This is a genomic window from Streptomyces sp. KM273126, from assembly GCF_004337435.2.
Taxonomy (GTDB): domain Bacteria; phylum Actinomycetota; class Actinomycetes; order Streptomycetales; family Streptomycetaceae; genus Streptomyces; species Streptomyces acidicola.
Map to the genome: position 1 here is coordinate 1,499,194 of NZ_SJXB02000002.1, position 25,336 is coordinate 1,524,529.

Consider the following 25,336-nt stretch of genomic DNA (forward strand, 5'->3'; position numbering starts at 1 on the left):
GCTGTCGCGGTCAGCGGCCGCCGCCGCTGCCGTAGGGGGCGTACAGGTCCAGCAGCCGGGTCCGCGCCGACCGCAGCCGGTGGGCGAGGATGCTGCCGATCCACTCGGAGACGGCCAGCCCGAACGCAGGATCCTCCCGGCACAGGGCGCGCACGCCCACGGCGTCGAACTCGTACGCCCGGACCGGGCTCGTCGCTTCGGCGCCCAGGTGCCAGGTGTGCGGGGCGAACAGCCAGGACCAGCCGACCAGGTCGTTGATGCCCAGGGTCTCGATCACCGCCGCGCGACGTCCCGGCACGCGCATGTCGAGGTCAACCGTGCCGGTGCGGATGACCCAGAACCGGTCCGCGCGACCCTCCTCCTCGAAGAGCCGGGCGCCCTGCGGGAACGACACCTGCTTGGCCATGGCCAACAGGCGCCGGCGGTGCTCGGCGGGGAGTGCGCGGAACATGGGGGTGGCGGGGGGAGCGTTCATGGCGGTGCCTCCACGGAGCGTAAGAACTGCCACCTCCAGCGTCGCTCTGCGCCCCCGTCCTCGCCATGGGCTTCCGGCCCCGACCCGGGCCCTTTCCCGGCTCCGGACGCGTCGTGGCTTGTCGCGCGGAGCGCGGGTACTCGCCCTCGGCGATGCTGGAACCAGTCCTCCGAACTGGGAGGTGCGCGCCATGTCACGCACTGTCACCGTCGGGCTCGACGGGTCGCCCGAGAGCCTGGCCGCCGCCGAGTGGGCGGCGCGTGAGGCCGGGCTCAGGGGGGTGCCGCTGCGGCTGGTCAACGTCTGGGAACCGGTGCCGGAACCCATGGGGCGGGCTCCCCTGCTGGGCGCGGACGTCGAGCACGAGTGGAGGGATCGCGTTCCCCGTAAGGCGGCGGACGGCATCCGGGGGCGCCACCCAGGGGTCGAGGTGATCGTCGGACAGTTCTTCGGCGCGGCCACCGAAGTGCTGACCGAGGAGACGAAGGACGCCGAGCTCCTGGTCCTCGGATCCCGCGGGCTGGGCGGCATCGGCGGCTTCCTGCTCGGCTCCGTCGGCCAGTCCGTCGTCGCGCACTCGGAAGTGCCCGTCGTGCTCGTACGCGCCGGGGAACAGGCCACCGACGAGCACCTGAGGGACCCGGCGGGCGACCCGTCCGCCGACACCCCGTACCGGCCGGTCGTCCTCGGCCTCGACACCGACAGCCCGGACGACACACTGATCGGGTTCGCCTTCGACGCGGCGGCCCGGCGCGACACGACCCTGAAGGTCGTCCACGGCTGGAGTCCGCCGCCCCACTTCGCGCACGGCATCCCCGAGCACCCGGGGCTCGAAGCCGAGCGGGGCCAGTGGGAGGCCGTCGCGTTGACCGACGTGCTGCGCCCCTGGCGGCAGAAGCTGCCCTCCGTCGAGGTCGTCGAGGACTCCCGGCCCGGCAAACCGGCCCACCACCTCGTGGACGCGTCCCGCGAGGCGTCCCTGGTGGTCGTCGGCCGCCGTGTCCGCCGTTCCCCGATCGGCGCCCACATCGGGCCCGTCACCCACGCCGTCCTGCACCACGCCACCGCCCCCGTCGCCGTCGTCGCGCACGGCTGACCCCGTCCGAGGACCCGTCGACGCCCCAGGGAGTCACCCATGCCGAAGACCCCGCACCAGGACCGCCGCACCACCCTGACCAACGGGGAACTGCGTGCCCTGGACGCCCACTGGCGGGCCGCCAACTACCTCACCGCCGGACAGATCTACCTGCTGGCCAACCCGCTGCTGACCGAGCCCCTCACCGGCGCCCACATCAAGCCGCGGCTCCTCGGCCACTGGGGCACGTCACCGGGGCTCAACCTCGTGTACACGCACCTCAACCGGGTGATCAAGGCCCGCGGTCTCGACGCGCTCTGCGTGTGGGGACCCGGCCACGGCGGACCCGCCGTCCTCGCGAACTCCTGGCTGGAGGGCAGCTACAGCGAGACGTACCCGGACGTGACCCGTGACGCCGAGGGCATGGCGCGGCTCTTCCGGCAGTTCTCGTTCCCCGGCGGGGTGCCCAGCCACATCGCGCCCCAGACGCCGGGCTCGATCCATGAGGGCGGCGAACTCGGCTACTCGCTCGCGCACGCGTACGGCGCCGCCCTCGACCACCCGGACCTGCTGGTCGCCTGTGTCATCGGCGACGGCGAGGCCGAGACCGGGCCGCTGGCCGCCTCCTGGCACGCGAACAAGTTCCTCGACCCCGTGTACGACGGTGCCGTCCTGCCGATCCTCCACCTCAACGGCTACAAGATCGCCAACCCGGCCGTGCTGGCCCGGCTCCCGGAGCCCGAACTCGACGAACTCCTCAAGGGATACGGCCACGAGCCCATCCACGTCACCGGCGACGACCCCGTCCAGATCCACCGGGCCCTGGCCGAGGCCTTCGACCGGTCGCTGGACCGCATCGCGCTGCTGCAGCGCACGGCACGTCAGGAGCGGGGGAGCGAGCGCCCGCACTGGCCCGTCATCGTGCTGCGCACACCGAAGGGCTGGACCGGACCCGCCTGGGTGGACGGGGAGCCGGTGGCGGGCACCTGGCGCTCCCACCAGGTGCCGCTCGCCGGTGTCCGCGAGAACCCGGAGCACCGGAGGCAGCTGGAGGCCTGGCTGCGCTCGTACCGCCCCGAGGAGCTCTTCGACGCCGAGGGCCGTCCCACCGCGGACGTGCTCGCCTGCGTCCCCGAGGGCGCGAGGCGCCTCGGCGCCACCCCGTACGCCAACGGAGGACTGCGGACCCGTGAACTGCCGCTGCCGCCCCTCGACGACTTCGCCGTGCCCGCCGACAAGCCCGGCGTGACCCTGCACGAACCGACCCGGGTCCTCGGCGGCTTCCTCGCGCAGATCATGCGGGACACCGCCACCCGCCGCGACTTCCGCCTGGTCGGCCCCGACGAGACCGCCTCCAACCGGCTGGACGCGGTCTTCGCCGCCAGCGGCAAGGCATGGCAGGCCCAGACGATCCAGGTCGACGAGCACCTGGACCGGCACGGCCGGGTCATGGAGATCCTCTCCGAGCACCTCTGCCAGGGCTGGCTGGAGGGGTATCTGCTGACCGGACGGCATGGGCTGTTCTCCTGCTACGAGGCGTTCGTGCACATCGTCGACTCCATGGTCAGCCAGCACATCAAGTGGCTCAAGACATCACGGGAGTTGACGTGGCGGGCCCCGGTCCCCTCGCTCAACTACCTGCTCACCTCCCACGTCTGGCGCCAGGACCACAACGGCTTCTCCCACCAGGACCCCGGCTTCGTCGACCACGTCCTCAACAAGAGCCCCGAGGTCGTGCGCGTCTACCTGCCGCCGGACGCCAACACCCTGCTGTCCGTGACGGACCACGCACTGCGCAGCCGGGACTACGTGAACGTGATCGTGGCGGGCAAGCAGCCCTGCTTCGACTGGCTGCCCCTGGACCAGGCCCGCGCCCACTGCGCCCGCGGCGCCGGGATCTGGGACTGGGCGGGCACCGAGAACGGCGACGGCGACCCCGACGTGGTCCTGGCCTGCGCGGGCGACGTGCCCACCCAGGAGGTGCTGGCCGCGTCCGACCTGCTGCGGCGCCACCTCCCGGAACTGGCCGTGCGCGTGGTCAACGTCGTCGACATGACCCGGCTGCTGCCGCGCGAGGACCACCCGCACGGGATGCCCGACTTCGAGTACGACGGACTGTTCACCACCGACCAGCCGGTGATCTTCGCCTACCACGGCTACCCGTGGCTGATCCACCGCCTCGCCTACCGCCGCACCGGCCACCGCAACATGCACGTGCGCGGTTACCGGGAGATGGGCACCACGACCACCCCGTTCGACATGGTCGTCCGCAACGACCTCGACCGCTACCGCCTGGTCATGGACGTGATCGACCGGGTCCCCGGCCTCGGTGTCCGCGCCGCCGCCGTACGCCAGCGCATGGCCGACGCCCGCACCCGGCACCACGCCTGGATCCGCGAGCACGGCACGGACCTGCCGGAGGTGGCGGAGTGGACGTGGGCCGGCTGAACCCGGCGCCCGGCCGGATGCTTCCGTGGCTCCTCACCCGCGCCAGCTGTACCGCCGCTCGGGGCGGCCGGCCGCGCCGTAGCGCAGGGACACGTCGGCGCTGCCGGCCGCGTGGAAGTACTCCAGATAGCGGCGGGCGCTGACGCGGGAGATGCCCGTGGCGGTCGCGCACTCGGTGGCGGAGAGAGTGCTGTCGGTGTCGCGGAGGGCCCGTTCGATGAGGTCGGCCGTCTCCACGCTGAGGCCCTTGGGCAGGGCGTTGCCGGGGCTCGGCGCCAACGCTCCGGCCAGGACGCGGTCCACGTCGGCCTGGCCCCGGACGACGGTGGTGAGCAGCCGGCCGCGCTGCGCGGCGTACCGTTCCAGGCGGACGCGCAGGTCCTCGTACTCGAAGGGCTTGAGGAGGTAGTCCACCACCCCGTGCCGGACGGCGCCGCGCACCGCGTCGGCCTCGCGGGCGGCACTGATGACCATGACGTCGCAGTCGTGCCCGGCCGTGCGCAGCCGGGGGATGACGTCCAGGCCGAAGATGTCCGGGAGGTAGAGGTCGAGCAGGACCAGGTCAGGGCGGAGGTCGTCGACCGCGGCGATCGCCTGCTCGCCGGTGCCGGCCGTGCCGACCACGCGGAACGGCTGGACGCGTTCGACGAAGGTGCGGTGGACCCGGGTCACCATGAAGTCGTCGTCGACGACGAGCACATCGATGGCGTTGTTCGCGGTGTTCGTGCTGTTCATGTGGTTCGTGCCGATCATCGGAATCGTCGCGGGCAACGAGCTCATCGGGGCGCTCCTTCCGCCACGGCGCCGGTGGGGTGGCTCACGGACATGCGGGCGGTGAACATGGCGCCGTCGGGTGTGTTGGCCACGGCGATCTCCCCGCCGCGGCGTTTGCAGACGAGCCGGGTGAGGGCGAGGCCGATACCGCGCTCGCCCTCCTCGGCCGCCTTGGTGGTGAAGCCGTGCACGAAGACCTCGTGGGCGAGTTCGGGTGCGATGCCGGGGCCGGAGTCGCGGACGACGATCTCCACGCTGGCGGCGTCCTGCCGCAGCTCGACCTCCACCCAGGCCGCCTCCCCGTCGGCGTACTCGCCCCCGGTGGCCGCGTCGACGGCGTTGTCGACCAGGTTGCCGACCACGGTCGCCACGTCGGCGGCGTCCTCCGGTGCCAGCCGGCCGAGGGCGGTGTCGTCCGAGATACGCAGGGTGACCTTCCGCTCGGCCGCGAGGGACGTCTTCGCCATCAGCAGGGCGGCGACCGCGGTGTCCCGCACCCGGCGGGTCAGCGTCATGTCGAGCGACTGGCGGTGCTGGTTCAGCGCGCGGATGTAGCGCACCACCTCGTCCTGCTCGCCGATCTGGATCAGCCCGGAGATGGTGTGCAACTGGTTGGCGAACTCGTGGGCCTGGGCGCGCAGCAGCTCGGAGGAGCTGCGGAAGGAGCCGATCTCCCGTTCCAGCCGCGCCAGTTCCGTACGGTCCCGCAGCGTGGTGACCGAGCCGAGCAGGCGGCCGTCCTTGGTGACGGTCATCCGGTTCATCACGAGCACCCGCCCGTGCCGTATGACCACCGCGTCCCGCGGATCCGCCGACTTGTCGCGGGCGCCGACCAGGACGTCCCGCAGGCGCCCCTCGATACCGAGGTCGGACAGGCTCTTGCCCACACAGTCCTCGGGCAGGTCCAGCAGGCGCCGGCCCATGTCGTTCACCAGGGTGAGCCGGGACCCCGGGTCCAGGGCGACCACGCCCTCCGCGATGCCGTACAGCATCGCCTCCCGGTGCTCGGCGAGACCGGCGATCTCGCGTGGCTCCAGACCCAGGGTCTGCCGCTTGACGTGCCGCGACAGCAGCCAGGAGCCGGCGAGACCCAGTCCGCTGGCGATGCCGAGATAGGCCAGCAGATACGAGGACGCCCCGCTGAGCCGCTGCCACACCGTCGGGGACGCCTCGCCGATCATGACGGTGCCCAGGTTCTGCCCGAGGTTCTCCTCCAGCGCCCCGAGCACCGGCACCTGCGCCACCAGCTCATGGCTGTCGTCCCAGGTAAGCGAGCCGGACCAGCCACGGCCCGTGGCGACTCCGGCCCCCAGCGGAATCCGGTCGCCGACCACCGTGGGATTCGTCGAGCTGACGATACGGCCGTCCGTGACGGCCACGGTGACGGACGTGACCCCGGACTGCACCCGGGTGGACTCCACCAGCGCGTCCAGTGCCTCCCGCGGACCCGGCTGCGTGAGCTGGCTCCGTACGAGGGGATTGGCGGCCAGCTGTTCGGCCAGCGCGGCGACCCGGCGGCCCTCGACCCGGTTGAAGGTGGCCTCCGACTGCGCGAGCGAGACCGCGGCGACGGCGAACAGCACCACCACGACGATGGCGAGCTGCAGCACCAGCATCTGGCCCGCGAGGGTATGGCGACGAAACGTGGCGACCACAGTTGACTCAATCTCCACCACTGACACGACCCGGGCGGCTCATCTGCCGAGTCGCCCCATCATGGCCCTCGCCTGCGGTGGAGGAAAGAGACTTGCGGGGACTGTTCCGGCACGCGCGCCCCCGGTAACCTGCCGCCCCACGGCCGCACGTCCCGACCGCAAAGAACACAACCTCCGTTGGTTCCGCAAGAGAGACAGGCCGCCGACGTGCGGGCACGATGTGGCGCACATCACCCTCCCCCCACAGGGGTCCCGTACCCGCAACAACAATTTCAGACAGGTGGTGGCATTAGTGCGCCTGCGCGCCCCTCTCGCCCTGGTCGGGGCCGCCGTGCTGGTACTCGTAGGTCCGCCGCTGCTGACCACGGGCAGTGGCTCCGAGACCGGCACGCAGATACCCGGCCTGCGCTTCATGGTCCCCAACACACCCGGCGGTGGTTACGACATCACGGCCCGTACGGCAGCGAAGAACGCCGAGGACGCCGGGCTCACCCACAACATCGAGGTGTTCAACCTGCCCGGTGCCGGCGGCACCGTCGGTCTGACCCGGCTGGTCAGCGAGCACGGCAACGGCAAGCTCGCGATGTCCATGGGCCTCGGCGTCGTCGGCGCCGTCCGCTCCAACGACGCGCCGAGCACCCTCGCCGACACCACTCCGATCGCCCGGCTCACCGAGGAGCAGGACGTCGTCGTGGTCGCCAAGGACTCCCCGTACAAGACGATCGACGACCTCATCGGCGCCTGGAAGGAGAAGCCCGGCAAGCTCCCGGTGGGAGGCGGTTCGTCGCCCGGTGGGCCCGACCACCTTGCACCGATGCTGATGGCGCGGGCCGCCGGGATCGCGCCGAAGGACGTCAACTACGTCCCCTTCGACGGCGGTGGCGAACTGCTCGCCTCGATCCTCGGCAACAAGGTCGCCTTCGGCGTCTCGGGCGTCGGCGAGTACCTCGACCAGATCAAGGCGGGTGAGCTGCGCCTCCTCGCGGTCACCGGCCCCGAACGCGTCGACGGTCTCGACGCGCCCACGCTCCAAGAGGCGGGCTACGACGTGAACTTCACCAACTGGCGCGGCATCGTCGCCCCGCCCGGCCTCACCGACAGCGAGCGCGACAAGCTCACCCGGCTGATAGAGGAGCTCCACGACTCGCCCGAGTGGCAGAAGTCCATGAAGCAGAACGGCTGGGACGACGCGTTCCTCACCGGTGACAAGTTCGGCGAGTTCCTGGAGGCCCAGGACAAGCGTGTGGTTTCGGTGCTGAAGGAGCTCGGGCTGTGACGACGCAATCGACCGGCACCTCCCCGGCACCCGCGACCGAGCGCCGCTCCTGGCTGCGCGACCACTCCGAACTCGGCGTCTGCGTCCTGCTGCTGGCCCTCGGCGTGCTCGTCCTCACCGACGCGCTCACCATGGACGTCGACATCGCCCAGCGCGGTCCGGTCGGACCGCGGACCGTGCCCATCGTGGTCGGCGCCGGACTGCTGGTCATCGCCGCCCTGCTCGCCCTGGACGTGCTGCGCGGCGGCCGCGGCCAGGCCGAGTCCGGTGAGGACGTCGACCTGTCCGAACCCGCCGACTGGCGCACCGTGGCCCTGCTCACCGGGGTCTTCCTCGGCGCGGCCGTCCTCATCAACCCCCTCGGCTTCCCCGTGGCGGGAGCGCTGCTGTTCTGGGGAGCGGCGTTCGCTCTCGGCAGCCGCCGCTTCGACCGCGATCCGCTCATCGCGGCGGTCCTCTCCCTGGCCACCTACGCCGCCTTCAACAACCTGCTCGGAGTGCCGCTGCCAGGCGGTCCCCTGATGGGAGTGCTGTGACATGGATGCCCTCAACTCCCTCCTGGACGGCTTCGGCACGGCCCTCAGTCCGGTCAACCTGCTGTGGGCGGCGCTCGGCGTGCTGCTCGGCACCGCGATCGGTGTCCTGCCCGGCATCGGCCCCGCGATGGCGGTCGCGCTGCTGCTGCCGGTGACCTACGGGCTCAACCCGGTCGCCGCGTTCATCATGTTCGCGGGCATCTACTACGGCGCGATGTTCGGTGGCTCGACCACCTCCATCCTGCTCAACACCCCTGGCGAGAGCGCGGCCGTGGTCGCGGCCATGGAGGGCAACCCCATGGCCAAGTCGGGGCGCGGCGCACAGGCGCTCGCGGCCGCCGCCATCGGCCACTTCGCGGGCGGCATGGTCGGCACGATCCTGCTGGTCGCGCTCGCACCGACGGTCGCCGACCTGGCGGTGGACATCGGCGCGCCCGACTACTTCGCCATCATGGTGCTCGCGTTCATCGCCGTGACGTCGGTACTCGGCTCGTCGCGCATCCGCGGCCTCGCGTCCCTGCTCATCGGCCTGACGATCGGCCTCGTCGGCCTCGACCAGATGACCGGGCAGCAGCGCCTCACCTTCGGTTCGCTCCAGCTCGCCGACGGCATCGACGTGGTGATCGTCGCGGTCGGCCTCTTCGCGATCGGCGAGGCCCTGTGGGTGGCCGCCCACCTGCGGCGCACGACGGGCGAGCCGATCCCGGTGGGCCGTCCGTGGCTCGGCCGCGGCGATGTGAAGCGGACCTGGAAGTCCTGGCTGCGCGGCCCGTTCATCGGCTTCCCGTTCGGCGCGATCCCGGCGGGCGGCGCGGAGATCCCCACGTTCCTCTCCTACGTCACGGAGAAGCGCCTGTCGAAGCACAAGGACGAGTGGGGCAAGGGCGCCATCGAAGGTGTGGCGGGACCGGAGTCGGCGGCGTCGGCCTCGGCGGCGGGCACGCTGGTGTCCATGCTGACCCTCGGCCTGCCCACCACCGCGGTCGCGGCCGTCATGCTGGCCGCCTTCCAGCAGTACGGCATCCAGCCCGGCCCGCTGCTGTTCGAGCGTGAACCCGAGCTGGTGTGGGGCCTGATCGCCTCCCTGTTCGTCGGCATGGTGCTGCTGCTCGCGCTCAACCTGCCGCTGGCGCCGCTGTGGGCGAAGCTGCTGCGCATTCCGCGGCCGTACCTGTACGCCGGGATCATGTTCTTCGCGGCGGTCGGGGCGTACGCGGTCGGCGGCGAGGTGATCGACCTGATCATCCTGCTGATCATCGGCCTGATCGGCTTCGGCATGCGGCGCTACGGGCTGCCCGTGCTCCCGGCCGTCATCGGTGTGATCCTCGGCCCCAACGCCGAACAACAGCTGCGGCGCGCCCTGCAGATCAGCGACGGCAGTGTCACCGGACTGGTCAACACGCCCTTCTCGGTGACCGTGTACGCGGTGATCGTGTTGCTGCTGGCCTGGCCCCTGCTGAAGAAGGCGGTCACGCGCAACCGCGTGGCGAGCCCCTGACGCAGCAGTGCCCCGGCCGGGCGAGCCACCACGCCGACCCACGCCTCACCCGCCGTCACGGTGCGCGGCCCGGGAGTCCCCCGGCGCCGTGCCCGTGAGGCGGGTGAAACTCGTGAGGCGGGTGAGGCGTGCGCCGACGTCGGACAGCATCCCGAAACTGCGACAGACCAGGGCTCTGCTCGGGTCAGTGCGAGTCGGCGGGGACCGGCGAGAGCCGGTAGGCGCCCTCATGGCTGACGACGTGGCCGGCGGTGGGCGGCGCGAAGTGGGTGCCCAGGACGAGGGTGTCCGTGTCGGCGACCGAGCCGAGCAGCCTGCGACGCGAGGCCCACGGACCCGCTGTTCATCGACAAGGTCCGCGAAGTCGTGGGCTCTACCTCGACCCGCCGGAGAAGGCCCTGATCCTGTGCGTGGACGAGAAATCACAGGTCCAGGCCCTGGACCGGTCCTAGCCCGTGCTCTCGATGATGCGCAAGGTGACCGGATCCCTCCACCGACGCCACCGGGCCGCCGAGTTCAGGAAGTTCCTGGCCAAGCTCGACAAAGTCGCTGCCTATCGCTGACAACCTTCGAGCCAGGTCACGAGCCTATCGGGCCCACCCAGGGACCATCCCCGCGGGCGGGGAGCAGATGATGAGGGCGGCACTGATCGATCAACTGGCCGTCCGCGGCCTTCGCCGACACAGCCGTCGTGGGCTCGACGGCCCGGAAGCGGACACGTTCTCACTGGGCATCGACGCATCTTCCATGATCTGGAGTTACACCGAACGTCTTTACAGCCCCGGGTTGTGTCCGAGCCGGCGCGAGATGGCGTCTGCTGTGGCGGCTGTCAGAGGGCCGAGGCGGTCGAGGGCGGGTTCGACGCGGTCCTTGAGGCCGGCGACGCTGATGGCGGCCACGACATGGCCGGTGTGATCGAAGATGGGGGCGCCGCAGCAGGCGCTGGCGAGGTCGAACTCGCCGTGCTCCTCGGTCCAGCCCCGGGCCTGGGCCGTGGTGATGTCGTGTTCGAGGGCGTCGGTGGTGGTGAGTGTCTGCGGGGTGAAGGGTGTCAGTGTGAGGGTGCGGAGCAGGTCTGCTCTCTCGCGGGGGTTCAGGCCTGAGAGGTAGGCCTTGCCGACCGAGGTGGCGTGCAGGGGCCTGCGGGCGCCGAGGTCAGCGTTGACGCTGACCGACTGGGGGCCGCGTTCGCGGTAGATGAACACCATTTCGTCGCCGCTGAGGACGCCGAGGCTGACGGTTTCGCGGGTCTGCTGGACCAGGACCCGGAGCAGTTCGGGAGCGACGTCGGACACGTCGGTGGAGTGGACGGCGGCCATGGCGAGACGGGCGGCGGCCGGGCCCAGGCGCCAGCGGCCGTTCGAGGTGGCGTGGAGGAAGTCGTACTGGCTGAGCTTTTCGACGATGCGGTACGCGGCGCTGCGGCTGATGTCGGCGGCGGCTGCCAGTTCCGCCGTGGACGCCTCTCGCGCGTCGGCGAGGTGGCTCAGGATGCTGAGTCCTCGGTCGAGTGCGCCTTTGCGGCCTTCGTCCTGCTCGGTCACGTTCTCGTTCCTCTGCTTGGCCGGTCGCGGTGGGCCCGCCCGCATTGGTCGGGCGGGTGATGTCCGCTGCCAGTCTCGCAGCCCTCCGGGACGACGTTGCCGTGGGCGGGCTGGGAGCAGATGGTCTCAGACCGTGACGGTCTCCTGGGTCCAGGCACGAGCCTGCTCGCTCAGGCTGAAGCCCAGTCCGGGGCGGTTGGGCACGATCATCCGTCCGTCGCGGATCTCGAGGCGTTCGTTGAACATCGGCTCGAGCCATTCGAAGTGCTCCACCCACGGGTCGATCTCGTACGCCGCGGCGAGGTGCAGGTGGATCTCCATGGCGAAGTGCGGCGCCATCCGCATCTTCGCCTGCTCGCCCATGGCCATGATCTTCAGGAACGGGGTGATCCCGCCCACCCGCGGCGCGTCAGGCTGGAGGAAGTCGACCGAGCGGTGACGGACCAGTTCGGCGTGCTCGGCGACGCTGGTGAGCATCTCGCCGGTGGCGATCGGGGTGGCGAGCTCCGCGGCGAGAGCGGCGTGGCCTTCAGCGTCGTACGCGTCGAGCGGCTCCTCGATCCAGGTCAGGTCGAACGCCTCCAGTTTCCGGCCCATGCGGATTGCCGTACTGCGGTTCCACTGCTGGTTGGCGTCGACCATCATCGGGAAGCCGTCGCCCAGCTGCTCGCGGACGGCCGCGACCCGCTGGAGGTCGATGTTCGTGTCGGGCTGGCCGACCTTGATCTTGATGCCGCCGATGCCGCGCTCGACGGATGCCCGGGTGTTCTCGACCACCTGCTCGATGGACATGGACAGGTAGCCGCCGGAGGTGTTGTAACACTGCACCGAGTCGCGGTGGGCGCCGAGCAGCTTCGCGAGGGGGAGCTGGGTGCGCTTGGCCTTGAGGTCCCACAGGGCGATGTCGATGGCGGCGATTGCCTGGGTCGACAGCCCGCTGCGGCCGACGGAGGCGCCGGCCCAGACGAGCTTGGTCCAGATCCGCTGAATGTCGTTGGGGTCCTCGCCGATCAGCTCAGGTGCGATTTCCTTCGCGTGGACGTACTGGGCGGGCCCGCCGGCGCGCTTGGAGTAGCTGTAGCCCACGCCCTCGAATCCCGCCTCTGTGCGGATCTCGGCGAAGAGGAAGGCGATCTCGGTGAGGGGCTTCTGGCGGCCGGTCAGTACTTTGGCGTCACTGATGGGTGCGGCCAGCGGCAGGCTGACGAGGGAGAGCGTGACCGAGGCGATGGCATCGGTGCTGGCTTCGCCGCGCTCCAGCGCCGCGAAGTGGCGTTCGTTGGTCTTGCTGGTGACTGTGGCGCTGGTCCGGTTGAGGAAAGCGGTACTCACGGACGGGTGTCCTTTCTTCTTTTCTACGGGGAAATGGTGCGGTCGGCCTTGCGCTTCAGCGCGGATCAGGGGCGGGCCCGTCGAGACCCGCACGCGTCATGGCCTGTGGTGTCTGGAGACCGACTTGGTCGAGGCTCGTCCGGTCGATGGCCGATTGGCCGGCCGCAGGTCGGCGGGGGATGCGGCGTACCAGGAGTGTGGCCCCGGCCGCGATCGCGATGATCACTCCGAGTCCGAGCATCGCCAGACTGGTGCTGCCGGTCGAATCCTTGACCAGGCCGAAGCCGTACGGTGCGACGAAGCCACCGAGGTTGGCGACGGAGTTGACCAGGGCGATCGCGGTCGCCGCGGTCAGGGGGTCGGTGCGCTCGCGCAGCAGCGGCCAGAAGACCGGTGCGACGGTCTTGAATCCGAGGGTGGCCAGGATGATGAACACCAGGCCCAGCCACGAGCCGGTGAGGGCCGCAGCCAGGGTTCCGGCCGCGGCCAGCACGAACGACGTGGTCATCAAGGTGGAGCGCTGCTCGGGGTGACGGTCGCCGCGCCCGGAGACGAAGTACAGGTACGGGATGGTGCAGAGCCAAGGAAGGGCGGAGAACAGCCCGACCATGTTGTCACTGCTGACCCCGATGTCGCGCACCACGCTCGGCAGCCAGAACGTCGTGGAGTAGATGGACATCTGCACGGCGAAGTAGATCCACATGAAGAGATGGATCACAGGACTGCGCAGCAGTTTCTTGATGGTCTGCACGGTCGAGCCCTGCTCGGCGTCGGAGGTCCGTTCCACGGCGATCTGCAGGCTGAGCTGTGTGCGCTCCTCCTCGGTGAGCCATTTCGCCTCACTGATCCTGGAGTCGAGCAGGAAATAGCCGACGATGCCGAGTCCGATGGTGACCAGGCCCTCGATGAGGAACAGCCACTGCCAGCCGTCGAGGCCGAGGAAGCCGTGCAACGAGAGCAGCGGTCCTGAGACCAGACTGCCGGCGGAGTAGGCGAAGAGGGCGCCCACCGCCCAGGTGCCGGTGGCCCGGCCCTGGTAGCGGTTGGGGAGCCAGGAGGCGATGTAGAACAGTACCGCTGGAACGAACCCGGCCTCGGCCACGCCGAGCAGGAAGCGGAGTATGTAGAAGCTGGTCTCACCGCGGACGAAGATCATCGCAGCCGAGACGGCGCCCCAGGTGACGCAGATGCGGGTGATCCACAGCTTCGCCCCCACCTTCTGCATCAGTGCGTTGCTGGGCACCTCGAACAGGAAGTAGCCCACGAAGAACAGGCCGGCGCCGAGGCCGTACGCGGCCGCCCCGATGCCGAAGTGGGCATTCAGGTCCTCCTGGACGAAGCCGATGTTCGAGCGGTCGATCTGGTTGAGCATCATCATCAGCGCGAACAGCACGATGATGCGCCGGTAGATCTTCCGGCTGGCAGTAGCGACTGCCGGGTGTTCGTCTGCAATGGCGGTGGACATATGTCTCGATCCTCTCGCAACGCTGCGCCTCGGATACGTGTCAGCAGACGATCCTCGTCCCATTTTTCGGGACGACTTATCGTTCATCGGTGTGCCGACGTGGGGACGCTAAGTGTCTGTTCTGGAACAAGTCAAGAAGTGAGACCCGATTAACGGGATGCTTGTCCGCTGAATGGGATGCCGTCTAGGGTGAGGTCGTTCATCCCAGTCCCTGCGGAAGGTGGACCGTGACAGCGCTGGATCTTCCCCCTGTTCCCCCGGACGTGCTGGCTGATCTGGGCCGCGCCAGCACCGCGACACTGGCGACCCAGCTCTACCGGCGCGGGATCCGTCAACCGTTCCTCGTCGGCCTCAGCCCTGTGGGCACGCACTTCGACGGCTTCGTAGGGCAGGCGCGCACCATGCGCTTCGTCCCTGCCCGCGAGGACGTGGATCCGATGGACGACCCCTACCGCACGGGTAACGTCCTCCAGTGGGAAGCGGTCGAACGGCTCGGCTCCGGCGATGTCCTGGTCGTGGACTCGCGCAGCGACGTCACCGCGGCCTCGGCGGGTGACATGCTCGTGACCCGGGCGATGAAGCGGGGCGCCGCGGCCTTCGTGACCGACGGTGCCTTCCGCGACGGGGCCGCGCTCGCCGAGCTGGGTTTCCCGACCTACTCGCGGGCGATCACCGCGACGACGCGACCGGCCTCCTTCCACGTTGCGGACCTCGACGTCCCGATCGGCTGCGCGGGAGTCGCGGTCTACCCGGGCGACATCCTCATCGGTGACCGCGACGGCGTCATCGTCGTGCCCCGCGCCCTGGCAGCCGAGATTGCCGGTCCTGCGGCCGAGCAGGAACGGCTCGAGTCCTACCTCCACGACAGGGTCAAGGCGGGGGAGCCACTGTGGGGCACCTATCCGCCCAGCGAGGAGACCATAGCCTCCTATCAGGCCTGGCGGTCGGCGAACTCCGTGGACGGCACCCCTGGAGCCCTCCAGACGTCCGCCGCTGCAACCGGGGCGGAGGCCGCGCGATGACCCGCTTCGCCGACCTCCCGCGCGAGGAGCAGCGCACCCGGATGGAGGCCACCATCCGGACCTACTTCCAGGGCTGCAACGACGCGGACGTCCAGGGCATGGCCGCGACGTTCCACCCCGAGGCCGTCCATTACTTCCCGCCCGGACTCGACGGCCCCTGGCGGGGTGCCCGCACCATCGCGGAGAACTGGCGCGCGCTCGTCATGCGCATCGGTTCGGCCTGGAGCATCGAGCGTCTGATCGCCGAACCCGAGTCACTGCAGGCGGTCATCGAGTGGACCCACTGGAAGACCGCGATCGGCGGATACCTGCGCGGTGACGAGTGGTACCGCTTCGACCCTGAGACCGGACTGATCACCGAGATCAGGGCCTTCTACGCCGCCGCTTCCGACGGCCGCGACGAGGTCACGCTCGAAGGCTTCGACTACGAGGCGGAGGGCTACCAGCTCGTCCCGCCGGTCGACCGCCCCCATCCGGACGCGCCCGCCCGCTGAAGCGTCCGCCCCCGCCAACGCCCCAGGAGCAGCATGACTGCCGAGACCATCGTCAGTATCAACCCGGCCACCGGAACCGAAGTCGAGGAAGTCGCCACCGCCACATCGCACGAGGAGCTCGAGGAGGTGTGCCGCTCTGCCGCGGCGGCGTTCGTGCAGCTCGCAGAGCGTGAGCGCGCCTTCCGCGGGGAGCTCCTGCGAACCATGGCGGACGCCATGGCGGCCCGGCGCGCGGACATCGTGTCGCTGGGCGTCCGTGAGACCGGGCTGCCCCGCGCCCGCCTCGAAGGCGAACTCACCCGCACCGTGTACCAGGCCCGCCTGTTCGCCGATGCCGTCGACGAAGGCGGCCACCTCGAGGTCACGATCGACCACGCCGGTGACACACCCATGGGTCCAAGGCCCGACCTGCGCCGGATGCTGGTCCCGACAGGACCGGTCGCGGTGTTCGGCGCCAGCAACTTCCCACTGGCCTTCTCCGTGCCCGGCGGCGACACCATGTCCGCCCTGGCGGCGGGCTGCCCGGTCGTGGTCAAGGCCCACGATTCCCACCCGGCCCTGTCGGTCATGATGCACGGCATCCTGAGCGCAGCGGCGTACGACGCCGGGGCGCCCGCCGGGACGATCGGGCTAGTACACGGCCGCGAGGCCGGCGCGCGGCTGGTGCAGCACCCCGCCATCAGCGCCGTGGGGTTCACGGGTTCGTTGGACGGTGGTCGGGCACTGATGCGGCTGATCGAGCAACGCCGGACGCCGATCCCTTTCTTCGGTGAGCTCGCCAGCCTCAACCCGGTCGTTGTCACGCAGGCGGCAGCCGCGGCGCGGGGAACAACGTTCGCCGAAGACCTCGTCCTGTCGCTCACCGGCTCAGGCGGCCAGCTCTGCACCAAGCCGGGGCTCGTGCTGGTACCCCACGGTCCCGCCGGTGACGCCCTGGTCAACGCGGCCGGCGACCTCATCGCCGACCGGCCCGCAGCTACCCTCCTCAACGAGCGCATTCGCGACGGATACGAGCAGAGCAGCGCGGAACTGCGGCGCATCCCCGGCCTCCGCGTGGTGGCCGAGGGGGGAAGGCCGTCCGGCAGTGGCTTCGCCGTAGCGCCGCGGCTGCTGGCCGTGGAAGCGCGTGACCTGGTCGGGTCACAGGTCGGTGAGTGCTTCGGCCCCACCACCGTCGTCGTTCGGTATGCCGAAGTGGACCTTGCCAACATCATTGCTAGCCTGCCAGGTTCCCTCACCGCCACGATCCACTCCGAGCCCGGCGAGGACATTCGCGCCATCGTCCGTGCGCTGCTGCCCATAGCCGGGCGGCTGCTGTTCAACGGGTTCCCGACCGGCGTGTCGGTCTCGTGGGCCCAGCACCACGGTGGCCCGTGGCCGGCGACCAACAGCCAGCACACGTCGGTCGGCACCACTGCGATCAGGCGCTTCCTGCGCCCGGTGACCTGGCAGTCGGCCCCGGCGGAGGTGCTCCCCCACGAGCTGCACGACGCGTACACGTCCATTCCGCGTCGGGTCGACGGGCGACTCGTCGTTCCCTCCCCAGCCGGCCAGGAGGATGCACGATGAGGATTGCCACCGCCCGCGTCGACGGGGTCGTCACAACGGTCGTCGACAGCGGCCAGGGGTGGCGCACCAGCCGGGTGCCCGCCCTCGACGTTGTCACCGGAGCCGACGCCGGGCCCGGCGACCAGGTCGCCGAAGAGCAGCTGGAGTACCTGCTGCCGTACCGGCCCCCGACGATCCACGGCATCGGCCTCAACTACGCCGACACCGTGGCCGAGATGGGGTGGAAGACCCCGACGGCCCCCTACCTCTTTCCGAAACTCTCGTCCTCTGCATGCGGTCCCCATGACGACATCGTCGTGGACCTGGCACTGACCGCCCGAGCAGACTGGGAAGCGGAACTCGGCGTCGTCATAGGCCGTCCCGCCAAGTCCGTGCCCGTCAACGAAGCGATGTCCTACGTCGCCGGTTACGTCGCGGCCAATGACCTCTCCGCTCGCGATCTGCAGGAGCAGGACGGCCAGTGGGTGCGCGGCAAAGGACTCGACACCTTCTGCCCTCTTGGGCCCTGGATTCTCACAAAGGACGAGGTGCCGGACCCGCAACAGGTCGCGATCCGGACGTGGGTCAACGGTCAGCTGATGCAGAACGGGTCCACAGCCTCGATGATCTTCAGCATCGCCGAACTGGTCTCCTACTGCTCGTCGTTCTTCACCTTGGCACCGGGGGATGTCATCCTCACCGGGACACCGGCAGGCTGCGGTGACTTCAGGTCTCCGGCTGTGGCCCTGCGACCGGGTGACGTCATCGAGGTCGAGGTCGCCGGACTCGGCCGCCAGCACTCCAACATTTCGGCTCCCACACCACACGAGCTCTGAGTGAAAGCGCGGACACGCTGTGACGATGTGGTTCCGTCTCGTGGAGGCCTTCGATACGGGAGTGTTCCAGGTGTGCACGGCGTCTCGTATGCCGTGCAGTCGATCAAAGCTCTGCAGGCGGATCCGGCGTGGCAGAGGGCAGATCGGGATGTCGTTTGCAGACTGCGCCTTGTGACGGCCGAACACAGTGATCGGCAAGGTGTCGTTTCGCGCTACCGCTTCGCGGTCGTGGAGATTGCGGATGAAGGCGGGTTGGAACCGCTCGCCGAGCCTCGCTAACGCAGTGCATTGAGTTCAATCGCCGGGCAACGGTCCATGACCATGTCCAGGCCGGCCGCGCGGGTGCGCTCGTACGCCTGCTCGTCGACGACGCCCAGCTGGAACCAGACCGCCTTGGCGCCGATGGCGGCGGCCTCGTCGGCGACCGGTCCGGCGAGCTCGCTGTTGACGAAGACGTCGACCACGTCGACTTCGAAGGGGATCGCGTCGAGGGACGGGTACCCCGTCTCTCCGTGGACGGTCTCGGCCTTCGGATGGACGGGGACGACGCGCTTGCCGAAGCGCTTGAGGACCTCGGCGACGCGGTATGCCGCGCGGCTCTGGTTCGACGAGAGGCCGACGATCGCCCAGGTGTCTCCGACCTCGGTCAGGATCTTGCGGATCGTTGCTGAGTCGCCGTACACGGTCGGCCTCCCTAGAGCTTCTTTCGGTGCCTGCTCTGCCACACAACAGCAGGCGGCGGGCGGTGATTCCCTCGCGCTGCGTACCCTGCCGGGCGGGTGTCGGTGCCCGGCAGGGCTTTGTGCGGAGCGCGGGCGCGGACACGCCCGGGCCGGACTCAGGTGGCGAGCTCCTTGGTGATGCGGTCGAGCATGAACGCGGAGGATTCGCGGGCGCGTTCCTCCCAGGCGAAGACGCACGCCGTGGCGACCCCGTCGAAGTTCAGCTCGCGCAGGGTGGTGAAGAAGACGTCCCAGTCGACCTCGCCCTGGCCGATGTCCAGGTGCTGGTGGATGCGGGCCGGGGTGCCGGGCGGGTTGAGGATGTAGCGCAGGCCGGAGGATCCCTTGTGGTTGAAGGAGTCCGCGATGTGCACGTGCCTCAGCTTGTCGCCGGCGTAGCGCATCATCGACGCGATGTCCGCTCCGGTCTGCGCGAGGCCCGAGAGGTGGAAGGTGTGCGGGGCGCAGTAGAGGTAGTTCACCCAGGGTTTGTTGATCGCGCGGACGAGGTCGACCGCGGGGGTGTTCTCCTCGCAGAAGTCGTCCGGGTGGGCCTCCAGGTTCAGGGCGATCCCCTCCCGCTCGAAGAGGGGCAGCAGCTCCTCCAGGGAGCGCCAGAAGGCGGCCTCGCTCTCGGCGGCGTGCTCGGGGCGGCCGTTGAACTCCGAGTTCATCAGCGTGCATCCGAGGTCCGCGGTGATCTCGATCATCCGCTTCCAGTAGCGGACGGCGGCCTGCCGCTCGGTCTCGTCGGGCGAGGACCACTTGTACAGCGGCAGCACGGAGGACAGCTGGACGCCGTGGGCCCGCAGGGACTTCTTGAGTGCGGCGATGCGTTCGTCGTCGGCCCGCGGATGCAGGAAGAACGGCATGAAGTCCTCGCGCGGGGACAGCTCGATGTACCCGTAGCCGAGTTCGGCGACCGTGCGCACCATGTCGTCGAGCGGCAGGGCGCGGAACATGTAGGGGTCGAGGGCGATCTTCACGCGGTGCCTCCGTAGAACGCGGGTCGGGGCTTCATGCCGACGGTGACAACGGTGCCGTCGGACTGGAGGGAACGGACGGCGGCGTCGGTGATGACCGTGGCGGCGTAGCCGTCCCAGGCGGACGGCCCGGTGGGTTCGGCACCGGCCGCGACCGCGTTGATCCACTCACGGAACTCGGTGTCGAAGGCCTCGGCGAAGCGGGCCTTCCAGTCCGGAAGGACCGCGGTGCTGTGCCGCCCGGCGGTGCGGACGGCGACGGCGGCCGGGTCGGGCAGCCGGACCAGGCCCTCCTCGCCGACGGCCTCGCACTGGATGTCGTATCCGTACTGGCAGTTGACGAAGACCTCCAGGTCGATACGGACGCCGCCCGCGGTCTCGAAGAGCATGATCTGCGGGTCATTCAGATGCGCGAACCGCTTGCTCGTGGCCCGTGGGGTGATCACCTGGGCGGAGACGATCTCGTCGTCGAGCAGCCAGCGCAGTACGTCGATCTCGTGCACGGCCGTGTCCTGGGCGGCCATCGCGGAGTGGTACGCGTCGGGCACGGTCGGGTTGCGGTGCGCGCAGTGCACGATCAGCGGCGTACCGAGGGAGCCGGAGGCGAGGACCTCCTTCATCTGGCGGTAGCCGGCGTCGAAGCGACGCATGAAGCCGACCTGGACGAGACGGCGGCCGTGGGCCTGCTCGGCCTCGACGACGCGCAGACAGTCCTCGGCGGTCGTCGCGAGGGGTTTCTCGCAGAACACGGGCTTCCCGGCCACGATGGCGTTCAGGACGTGCTCGGCGTGGGTCGGACCCCAGGAGGTGACGAGGACGGCGTCCACCTCGGGGGAGTTGATCAGGTCGGCGCCCGTCGGCAGAGCAGTGGCGCCGACGCGGGCGGCGACCTCGGCGGCGCGGGCGGCGTCGAGGTCGGTCACGGTGGTGACGGCGGCCCCGGTGACGACGTCGGTGAGGCGTCGTATGTGGTCCTGGCCGATCATTCCGGTGCCGATGACACCTACACGTACGGTCATGAAAACTCCTTGTATGGAAACTCCGGTCTGCAGGCCGGGAAGGAAACGGACTCGCCGGATGCGGAGCGTCCGCGTTGCGCTACGATGCGTCGCGCTCGGTAGCGATGACAAAGCCGTCGGGCCACCTCCTACTTGTCCACGGCGGGGCGCCGGGTACCGGTCAGGCCGCAGCCGGCCAGGTGCTCACGTGTGCGGACGGCGATGGGCAGCGGCACCTCGGGAGCGCACGGGTACAGGTCCTGCTCGACGATCACGAACAACTCGGCGTCCAGCCTGGCGAGTTCGGCCACGACGTCGGTGGGTTTGGGTACGCCCGCCGGAGGCGTCACGCACACCCCGCGTTTGACGGCCTCGCCGAAGGAGAGGTTCTCGGCGGCGACCTGGGCGAGGATCTCGGGGTCCATCTGCTTGATGTGGACGTAGCCGACGCGCTCGCCGAAACGGCGGATCAGGTCGAGGTTGTCGCCGCCGCCGTAGGCGACGTGCCCGGTGTCCAGGCAGAGGTTCGTGTAGCGGGAGTCGGACTCGTTCAGCAGCCGCTCGATCTCCGGCTGCGTCTGGATGTGGCTGTCGGCGTGCGGGTGGATGACGAGCCGTACGTCGTACTCGTCGAGGAGCAGGGTGCCGAGCCGGTCGGCGGCCCGTCCGAAGCCCGCCCACTGCGCGGCGGTCAGTTCCGGCGGCTCGGTGAACGCGCCGGTCTTCTCGTCCCGGTACATCGGCGGGATGAGGACGAGGTGGTGGGCGCCCGCGGCGGCGGTCAGGGCGGCCACCTGCCGGACGTGGGCGAGCATCTCGTCCCACGCCTCGGGGCGGTGCAGCGCGCCGAACGCGGTCCCGCCGGAGACCTTCAGTCCACGGGCGTCCAGCTCCTCCCTCAACCGCTGCGGGTCGGTGGGGAGGTAGCCGTACGGGCCGAGTTCGAGCCACTTGTAGCCGGCCTCGGCCAGCTCGTCGAGGAAGCGGGTGTACGGGACCTGGTGCTCGTCCTCGGGGAACCAGACGCCCCAGGAGTCGGGGGCGGAGCCGAGACACAGGTTGCCCACGACGGTGCGGAGGGGGGATGGCGTCGTTGCCATGGTGTACGTCCTTCGGAAGGGGACTGGGGGTGGTGACGACGTTGGGGCGGGTGGAGAAGCGGATGCCCTCAGGGCGATGGATCGTTGCGGCAGTGATGTGGTTGCTGCGCTCTACTAGCGCGCTCTAGTGTGCGAGTACGATGACCCCTGTCCGAATGTCATGTCAATAGCTTGTTGCCGGGGGATTTCGGGACCGCCCGTCAGTCGGGTGTGCCGACCGGCGTGATAGCTTGCCGACGCCAGTCGAACCCACGTGCGTGGGTCAGGGAATCCGGTGCGAATCCGGAGCTGACGCGCAGCGGTGAGGGGGACGGGCGGGGCATCGGCCACTGGACCGTACGACGGTCCGGGAAGGCGTTCCGTCCGGGTGATCCCGAGTCCGAAGACCTGCTGGCGGCCCCCGTGGTCGTACGACAGCGGGGGAGCACCGTACGACCGGGCTCCGCGCTAAGCGACCCCGGGGAAGCGGGGGCGCGCCCCCACGCCGCCCGGCACGCACTCTCGCCGCACCGGCCAAAGGCCCAAGTAGCTCCGCTACGAGGACCTTCGTCCGGCACGCCGAGAGCACGCACCGAACGACGCGGAAACGCACCCGCACTTCCCCGGACCCGCTTAGAGCCCTCGACGACCAAGGACTCACTCCCGTGCCGTTCGCACGTTTCGCCCGCCCCGCCGTTCCACTCGCTGTCGCCGCGCTCACCCTGACCAGCGGATGCGGGTCCGGCTCGTCCGCCGCCCCGGCCGCACGCGTCGCGGTCTCGCTCACCAACTGCGGGCACGCCGTGCGCGTCGAGTCACCGCCGAAGCGGGCCGTCTCCCTCAACCAGGGCACCACCGAGATCCTGCTCTCCCTCGGTCTCGCCGACCGCATGGCGGGCACGGCGACCTGGACGGACCCCGTGATGAAGGGGCTGGAGAAGGCGAACCGCGGCGTGCAGCGCATCGCCGACAACAACCCCTCCTTCGAGCGGGTGCTGGACACCGACCCCGACTTCGTCGCCGCCTCCTTCGTCTCCACCCTCGGCAAGGGCGGTGTGGCCACCCGCGACCAGTTCGAGAAGCTCGGCGTGCCCACGTACGTCTCCCCGTCCGACTGTGCGGGCAAGGACAACTCGGGCGACGGTGACGGGTCCCGGGCGAAACCGCTGACCATCGACACCGTGTACGGCGAAGTCCGTGACCTGGCCAAGGTGTTCGGAGTCGAGCAGCGCGGCGAGAAGCTGGTCGCGTCCCTCAAGAAGCGCATGGCCACGGCCACTTCGGGGATCGACGCCTCCGACGTGACTCTCCTGTACTGGTTCGCGAACTCCGAGTCCCCCTACATGGCGGGCTGCTGCGGCGCACCCGGCGTCATCACCCGGGCCCTGGGTGCGAAGAACGTCTTCGACGACACGCACGAGGAATGGCCCCAGATCAACTGGGAGACCGTCGCCGACCGCGATCCCGACGTGCTCGTCATCGGCGACCTGACGCGCGACTCGGAAACCGCCGAGTCCGCCGATCGGAAGATCGCGTTCCTGGAGTCCAACCCGGTCACCAGGAACATGACGGCCGTGAAGAACAAGAGGTATGTACTGCTCAGCGGGCAGGCCATGAACCCGACCATCCGCACGGTGGAGGGTGTGGAGCAAGTGGCTGCCGGACTGCGCGAGTTCGGGCTCGCCGGGTGACAACGCGCGGGCTGGTCCTCGGAGTGACCGGGGGCGCTCTGCTCTGCGGGTCCCTCGCCGTGGCGATCACCATCGGGCCGGCCGACATCCGCGTCGGTGACGTGTGGTCGGTCGTCGCCGCGCACGTTGGCTGGGGGAGCACCGGACTGAGCCCCGTCAGGGACGGGATCGTGTGGCAGCTGCGGCTGCCGCGCACCCTGCTGGCCGCCGTGTGCGGGGCCGGGCTCGCGGTCTGCGGGGTGGTCATGCAGTCCCTGCTGCGCAACCCGCTCGCCGACCCGTTCGTGCTCGGGGTGTCGTCCGGGGCGTCCACCGGAGCGGTCGCCGTGGTCGTGCTGGGGATCGGCGGCGGGGCCCTGTCGCTGTCGGCGGGTGCCTTCCTGGGCGCGCTGCTGTCGTTCGCGCTGGTGCTGCTGCTCAGCCACACGCTCGGCGGCACGACCGACCGGGTGGTGCTCTCGGGGGTGGCGTCGATGCAGCTCTTCTCCGCGCTGACCTCGTTCGTCGTGCTGACCGCGGCCGACGCCGAGACCACCCGCGGGGTGCTGTTCTGGCTGCTCGGCTCGCTCGGGGGTGCGGGCTGGACGGACGTGTGGGTGTGTCTGGGCGTGTTCGTGGCCGCCCTGCTGGTCTGCCTCGGGTACGCGCGCACGCTCGACGCCTTCGCCTTCGGGCAGGACGCGGCGGCCGCGCTGGGCGTGTCCGTCGCCCGCACCCGCCTCGTCCTGCTGTGCGTGACGGCGCTGCTCACGGCCGCGCTGGTCGCCTCCGCCGGAGCCATCGGCTTCGTCGGTCTCGTCCTGCCGCATGCCGCGCGTGCGCTGGTCGGACCGGGCCACGCCCGGCTGGTGCCGGTCGCCGCGCTGTCCGGAGCGGTGCTCCTCGTATGGGTGGACACGCTGGCCCGGACCGTGCTCGATCCCCAGGAGGTCCCCGTGGGGGTGGTGACCTCGCTGATCGGGGTGCCGGCGTTCGTGCTCGTCCTGTACCGGACGAGGAGGGCACGATGAGGCCGGGGCCGCGCGACGAACGGCTGCAACGGCCGCAGCGGCCACAACGGCCGAAAGGGCCGCATGAGGGCTCGGAGCACAGCGAGGGCCTGTGTGCCGACCGCGTCAGCCGCGGCGCCCACGGTCACCTCATCCTCGACGGTGTCAGCCTCGCCCCGGCGCCCGGCTCCACCGTCGGACTCCTCGGACCCAACGGCTCCGGCAAGTCCACCTTCCTGCGCCTGCTCGCCGGAGTGCTCGCCCCGGCCTCCGGGGTCGTGACGCTCGACGGCAGCCCGCTCACCGCGCTGCACCGCCGGGACATCGCCCGCCGGGTCGCCGTGGTCGAGCAACAGGCCGACACGCAGGTCGAGTTGAGCGTCCTCGATGTCGTACGGCTCGGCCGGGTCCCGCACCGCCGGGCGTGGACGCCCGCCTCCGCCGAGGACGAACGGGCCGTCCACGAGGCCCTGGACCGCACCGGCCTCACCGACCGCGCCGGCCAGTCCTGGCACACCCTGTCGGGCGGCGAGCGCCAACGCGTGCAGATCGCCCGCGCCCTCGCCCAGCAGCCACGGGAACTCCTCCTGGACGAGCCGACCAACCACCTCGACATCCAGCACCAGCTGGAGCTGCTGAACCTCGTCACCGGCCTCCCGGCCACCACCGTGATCGCCCTGCACGACCTCAACCTCGCGGCCCAGTACTGCGACGCGTTGCTCGTGCTCCGCGAAGGGCGTGTCGTGGCCCGGGGCACACCGCGCGACGTGCTCACCGAGGAACTGATCGCCGAGGTGTACGGGGTGAGGGCGGCCGTCACCTGCCCGGGGGACCGGCCGCACGTGCGGTACCTGGGGACCCTTCGCTGACCGGGTGACGCGGGAGACCCGAACGGG

22 protein-coding genes, 2 pseudogenes and 1 riboswitch are annotated in these 25,336 nt (G+C 70.2%); of the genes and pseudogenes, 13 read left to right on the plus strand and 11 right to left on the minus strand.

Going from position 1 to position 25,336, the window contains the following annotated elements:
* Positions 1–10: 10 nt before the first annotated feature.
* Entirely contained in the window at positions 11–475 is a 465-nt protein-coding gene (locus tag E0500_RS37245; protein WP_131561524.1) for a cyclic nucleotide-binding domain-containing protein, read from the minus strand.
* 190 nt (positions 476–665) lie between these two features.
* On the opposite strand from E0500_RS37245, the gene E0500_RS37250 reads away from it, so the two are divergent.
* Together E0500_RS37250 and E0500_RS37255 are read left to right on the plus strand one after the other, a co-directional pair.
* Complete coding sequence (locus tag E0500_RS37250) at positions 666–1,571, plus strand: universal stress protein (RefSeq protein WP_131561522.1); 906 nt, start codon at positions 666–668, stop codon at positions 1,569–1,571.
* Between the two features lie 39 nt (positions 1,572–1,610).
* Positions 1,611–3,998 carry a phosphoketolase gene (locus E0500_RS37255; RefSeq protein ID WP_131561520.1) on the plus strand — a complete coding sequence of 796 codons (2,388 nt, stop codon included), beginning with the start codon at positions 1,611–1,613 and terminating at the stop codon, positions 3,996–3,998.
* A gap of 33 nt (positions 3,999–4,031) precedes the next feature.
* Here E0500_RS37255 and E0500_RS37260 read toward each other — a convergent pair whose 3' ends face one another.
* Positions 4,032–4,751: a response regulator gene (locus E0500_RS37260; protein ID WP_399121048.1), complete on the minus strand. Its 720-nt coding sequence runs from the start codon at positions 4,749–4,751 to the stop codon at positions 4,032–4,034.
* 23 nt (positions 4,752–4,774) lie between these two features.
* Positions 4,775–6,427, minus strand: a complete 1,653-nt coding sequence (locus tag E0500_RS37265; protein WP_131561516.1) for an ATP-binding protein — start codon at positions 6,425–6,427, stop codon at positions 4,775–4,777.
* A gap of 292 nt (positions 6,428–6,719) precedes the next feature.
* Between E0500_RS37265 and E0500_RS37270 the strand changes: the two genes are divergently transcribed.
* Genes E0500_RS37270 through E0500_RS37280 form a run of 3 tightly spaced genes read left to right on the plus strand, consistent with a single transcriptional unit; the run spans position 6,720 to position 9,737 of the window.
* On the plus strand, positions 6,720–7,703 hold the full coding sequence (locus E0500_RS37270) for a tripartite tricarboxylate transporter substrate binding protein (RefSeq protein WP_165934920.1): 984 nt from the start codon (positions 6,720–6,722) through the stop codon (positions 7,701–7,703).
* On the plus strand, positions 7,700–8,239 hold the full coding sequence (locus E0500_RS37275; protein WP_131561512.1) for a tripartite tricarboxylate transporter TctB family protein: 540 nt from the start codon (positions 7,700–7,702) through the stop codon (positions 8,237–8,239). Before E0500_RS37270 ends, E0500_RS37275 begins: the two co-directional genes overlap by 4 nt.
* 1 nt (position 8,240) lies before the next feature.
* Positions 8,241–9,737 carry a tripartite tricarboxylate transporter permease gene (locus tag E0500_RS37280; protein WP_131561510.1) on the plus strand — a complete coding sequence of 499 codons (1,497 nt, stop codon included), beginning with the start codon at positions 8,241–8,243 and terminating at the stop codon, positions 9,735–9,737.
* A 184-nt stretch (positions 9,738–9,921) separates the two neighbouring features.
* On the opposite strand, the pseudogene E0500_RS44560 reads toward E0500_RS37280, so the two are convergent.
* Positions 9,922–10,065 (minus strand): annotated as a pseudogene (locus E0500_RS44560) (MBL fold metallo-hydrolase); the annotation flags it as partial.
* Positions 10,066–10,067: 2 nt separating this feature from the next.
* Between E0500_RS44560 and E0500_RS45620 the strand changes: the two are divergent.
* Positions 10,068–10,186: pseudogene (locus E0500_RS45620) on the plus strand (IS630 family transposase); the annotation flags it as partial.
* A 324-nt stretch (positions 10,187–10,510) separates the two neighbouring features.
* Here the strand turns inward: E0500_RS45620 and E0500_RS37285 are convergent.
* From E0500_RS37285 to E0500_RS37295, 3 genes are all read right to left on the minus strand, one after another.
* Positions 10,511–11,281 (minus strand): IclR family transcriptional regulator, encoded by a 771-nt coding sequence (locus tag E0500_RS37285; RefSeq protein WP_165934918.1) that lies wholly within the window; start codon positions 11,279–11,281, stop codon positions 10,511–10,513.
* A 126-nt stretch (positions 11,282–11,407) separates the two neighbouring features.
* The gene (locus E0500_RS37290) at positions 11,408–12,541 is read right to left on the minus strand and encodes an L-talarate/galactarate dehydratase (protein ID WP_131561538.1); all 1,134 of its coding nucleotides are present in this window, start codon (positions 12,539–12,541) and stop codon (positions 11,408–11,410) included.
* 127 nt (positions 12,542–12,668) lie between these two features.
* A complete protein-coding gene (locus tag E0500_RS37295; RefSeq protein ID WP_220141477.1) occupies positions 12,669–14,078 on the minus strand; it encodes an MFS transporter in 1,410 nt (469 codons plus the stop codon).
* Between the two features lie 227 nt (positions 14,079–14,305).
* On the opposite strand from E0500_RS37295, the gene E0500_RS37300 reads away from it, so the two are divergent.
* From E0500_RS37300 to E0500_RS37315, 4 genes are read left to right on the plus strand one after another with little or no spacing between them, the layout of a single operon-like run.
* Positions 14,306–15,100: a ribonuclease activity regulator RraA gene (locus E0500_RS37300; protein ID WP_309505283.1), complete on the plus strand. Its 795-nt coding sequence runs from the start codon at positions 14,306–14,308 to the stop codon at positions 15,098–15,100.
* Positions 15,097–15,594, plus strand: coding sequence for a nuclear transport factor 2 family protein (locus tag E0500_RS37305; RefSeq protein WP_131561506.1), 498 nt, complete (start codon positions 15,097–15,099; stop codon positions 15,592–15,594). Before E0500_RS37300 ends, E0500_RS37305 begins: the two co-directional genes overlap by 4 nt.
* A gap of 33 nt (positions 15,595–15,627) precedes the next feature.
* Positions 15,628–17,163 (plus strand): aldehyde dehydrogenase (NADP(+)), encoded by a 1,536-nt coding sequence (locus E0500_RS37310; RefSeq protein ID WP_131561504.1) that lies wholly within the window; start codon positions 15,628–15,630, stop codon positions 17,161–17,163.
* Positions 17,160–17,978: a fumarylacetoacetate hydrolase family protein gene (locus E0500_RS37315; protein WP_131561502.1), complete on the plus strand. Its 819-nt coding sequence runs from the start codon at positions 17,160–17,162 to the stop codon at positions 17,976–17,978. Before E0500_RS37310 ends, E0500_RS37315 begins: the two co-directional genes overlap by 4 nt.
* A 275-nt stretch (positions 17,979–18,253) precedes the next feature.
* On the opposite strand, the gene E0500_RS37320 is transcribed toward E0500_RS37315, so the two are convergent.
* The 4 genes from E0500_RS37320 to E0500_RS37335 form a co-directional block, all read right to left on the minus strand.
* Positions 18,254–18,661 carry a CoA-binding protein gene (locus E0500_RS37320; RefSeq protein ID WP_131561500.1) on the minus strand — a complete coding sequence of 136 codons (408 nt, stop codon included), beginning with the start codon at positions 18,659–18,661 and terminating at the stop codon, positions 18,254–18,256.
* 155 nt (positions 18,662–18,816) lie between these two features.
* Positions 18,817–19,686, minus strand: coding sequence for a sugar phosphate isomerase/epimerase family protein (locus E0500_RS37325; protein WP_131561498.1), 870 nt, complete (start codon positions 19,684–19,686; stop codon positions 18,817–18,819).
* Entirely contained in the window at positions 19,683–20,702 is a 1,020-nt protein-coding gene (locus E0500_RS37330) for a Gfo/Idh/MocA family protein (protein WP_131561496.1), read from the minus strand. The genes E0500_RS37325 and E0500_RS37330 overlap by 4 nt, the downstream gene beginning before the upstream one ends.
* 128 nt (positions 20,703–20,830) lie before the next feature.
* Positions 20,831–21,781, minus strand: a complete 951-nt coding sequence (locus E0500_RS37335; RefSeq protein WP_131561495.1) for a TIM barrel protein — start codon at positions 21,779–21,781, stop codon at positions 20,831–20,833.
* A gap of 223 nt (positions 21,782–22,004) precedes the next feature.
* A riboswitch (cobalamin riboswitch) is annotated at positions 22,005–22,191 on the plus strand.
* Between the two features lie 234 nt (positions 22,192–22,425).
* Here E0500_RS37335 and E0500_RS37340 point away from each other — a divergent pair.
* From E0500_RS37340 to E0500_RS37350, 3 genes are read left to right on the plus strand one after another with little or no spacing between them, the layout of a single operon-like run.
* Positions 22,426–23,451, plus strand: coding sequence for an ABC transporter substrate-binding protein (locus E0500_RS37340; protein WP_131561493.1), 1,026 nt, complete (start codon positions 22,426–22,428; stop codon positions 23,449–23,451).
* A complete protein-coding gene (locus tag E0500_RS37345; RefSeq protein WP_131561491.1) occupies positions 23,448–24,461 on the plus strand; it encodes an iron chelate uptake ABC transporter family permease subunit in 1,014 nt (337 codons plus the stop codon). Before E0500_RS37340 ends, E0500_RS37345 begins: the two co-directional genes overlap by 4 nt.
* Positions 24,458–25,309, plus strand: a complete 852-nt coding sequence (locus E0500_RS37350) for an ABC transporter ATP-binding protein (RefSeq protein WP_131561489.1) — start codon at positions 24,458–24,460, stop codon at positions 25,307–25,309. The genes E0500_RS37345 and E0500_RS37350 overlap by 4 nt, the downstream gene beginning before the upstream one ends.
* The last annotated feature ends 27 nt before the right edge of the window (positions 25,310–25,336 follow it).

Bases quoted from the DNA above. Each gene is read 5' to 3' on its own strand.
- E0500_RS37305 (WP_131561506.1), top strand. From the start codon at position 15,097: ATGACCCGCTTCGCCGACCTCCCGCGCGAGGAGCAGCGCACCCGGATG.
- E0500_RS37310 (WP_131561504.1), top strand. From the start codon at position 15,628: ATGACTGCCGAGACCATCGTCAGTATCAACCCGGCCACCGGAACCGAA.
- E0500_RS37250 (WP_131561522.1), top strand. From the start codon at position 666: ATGTCACGCACTGTCACCGTCGGGCTCGACGGGTCGCCCGAGAGCCTG.
- E0500_RS37335 (WP_131561495.1), bottom strand. From the start codon at position 21,781: ATGGCAACGACGCCATCCCCCCTCCGCACCGTCGTGGGCAACCTGTGT.
- E0500_RS37245 (WP_131561524.1), bottom strand. From the start codon at position 475: ATGAACGCTCCCCCCGCCACCCCCATGTTCCGCGCACTCCCCGCCGAG.
- E0500_RS37260 (WP_399121048.1), bottom strand. From the start codon at position 4,751: ATGATCGGCACGAACCACATGAACAGCACGAACACCGCGAACAACGCC.
- E0500_RS37295 (WP_220141477.1), bottom strand. From the start codon at position 14,078: ATGTCCACCGCCATTGCAGACGAACACCCGGCAGTCGCTACTGCCAGC.
- E0500_RS37330 (WP_131561496.1), bottom strand. From the start codon at position 20,702: ATGACCGTACGTGTAGGTGTCATCGGCACCGGAATGATCGGCCAGGAC.
- E0500_RS37255 (WP_131561520.1), top strand. From the start codon at position 1,611: ATGCCGAAGACCCCGCACCAGGACCGCCGCACCACCCTGACCAACGGG.
- E0500_RS37350 (WP_131561489.1), top strand. From the start codon at position 24,458: ATGAGGCCGGGGCCGCGCGACGAACGGCTGCAACGGCCGCAGCGGCCA.
- E0500_RS37315 (WP_131561502.1), top strand. From the start codon at position 17,160: ATGAGGATTGCCACCGCCCGCGTCGACGGGGTCGTCACAACGGTCGTC.
- E0500_RS37280 (WP_131561510.1), top strand. From the start codon at position 8,241: ATGGATGCCCTCAACTCCCTCCTGGACGGCTTCGGCACGGCCCTCAGT.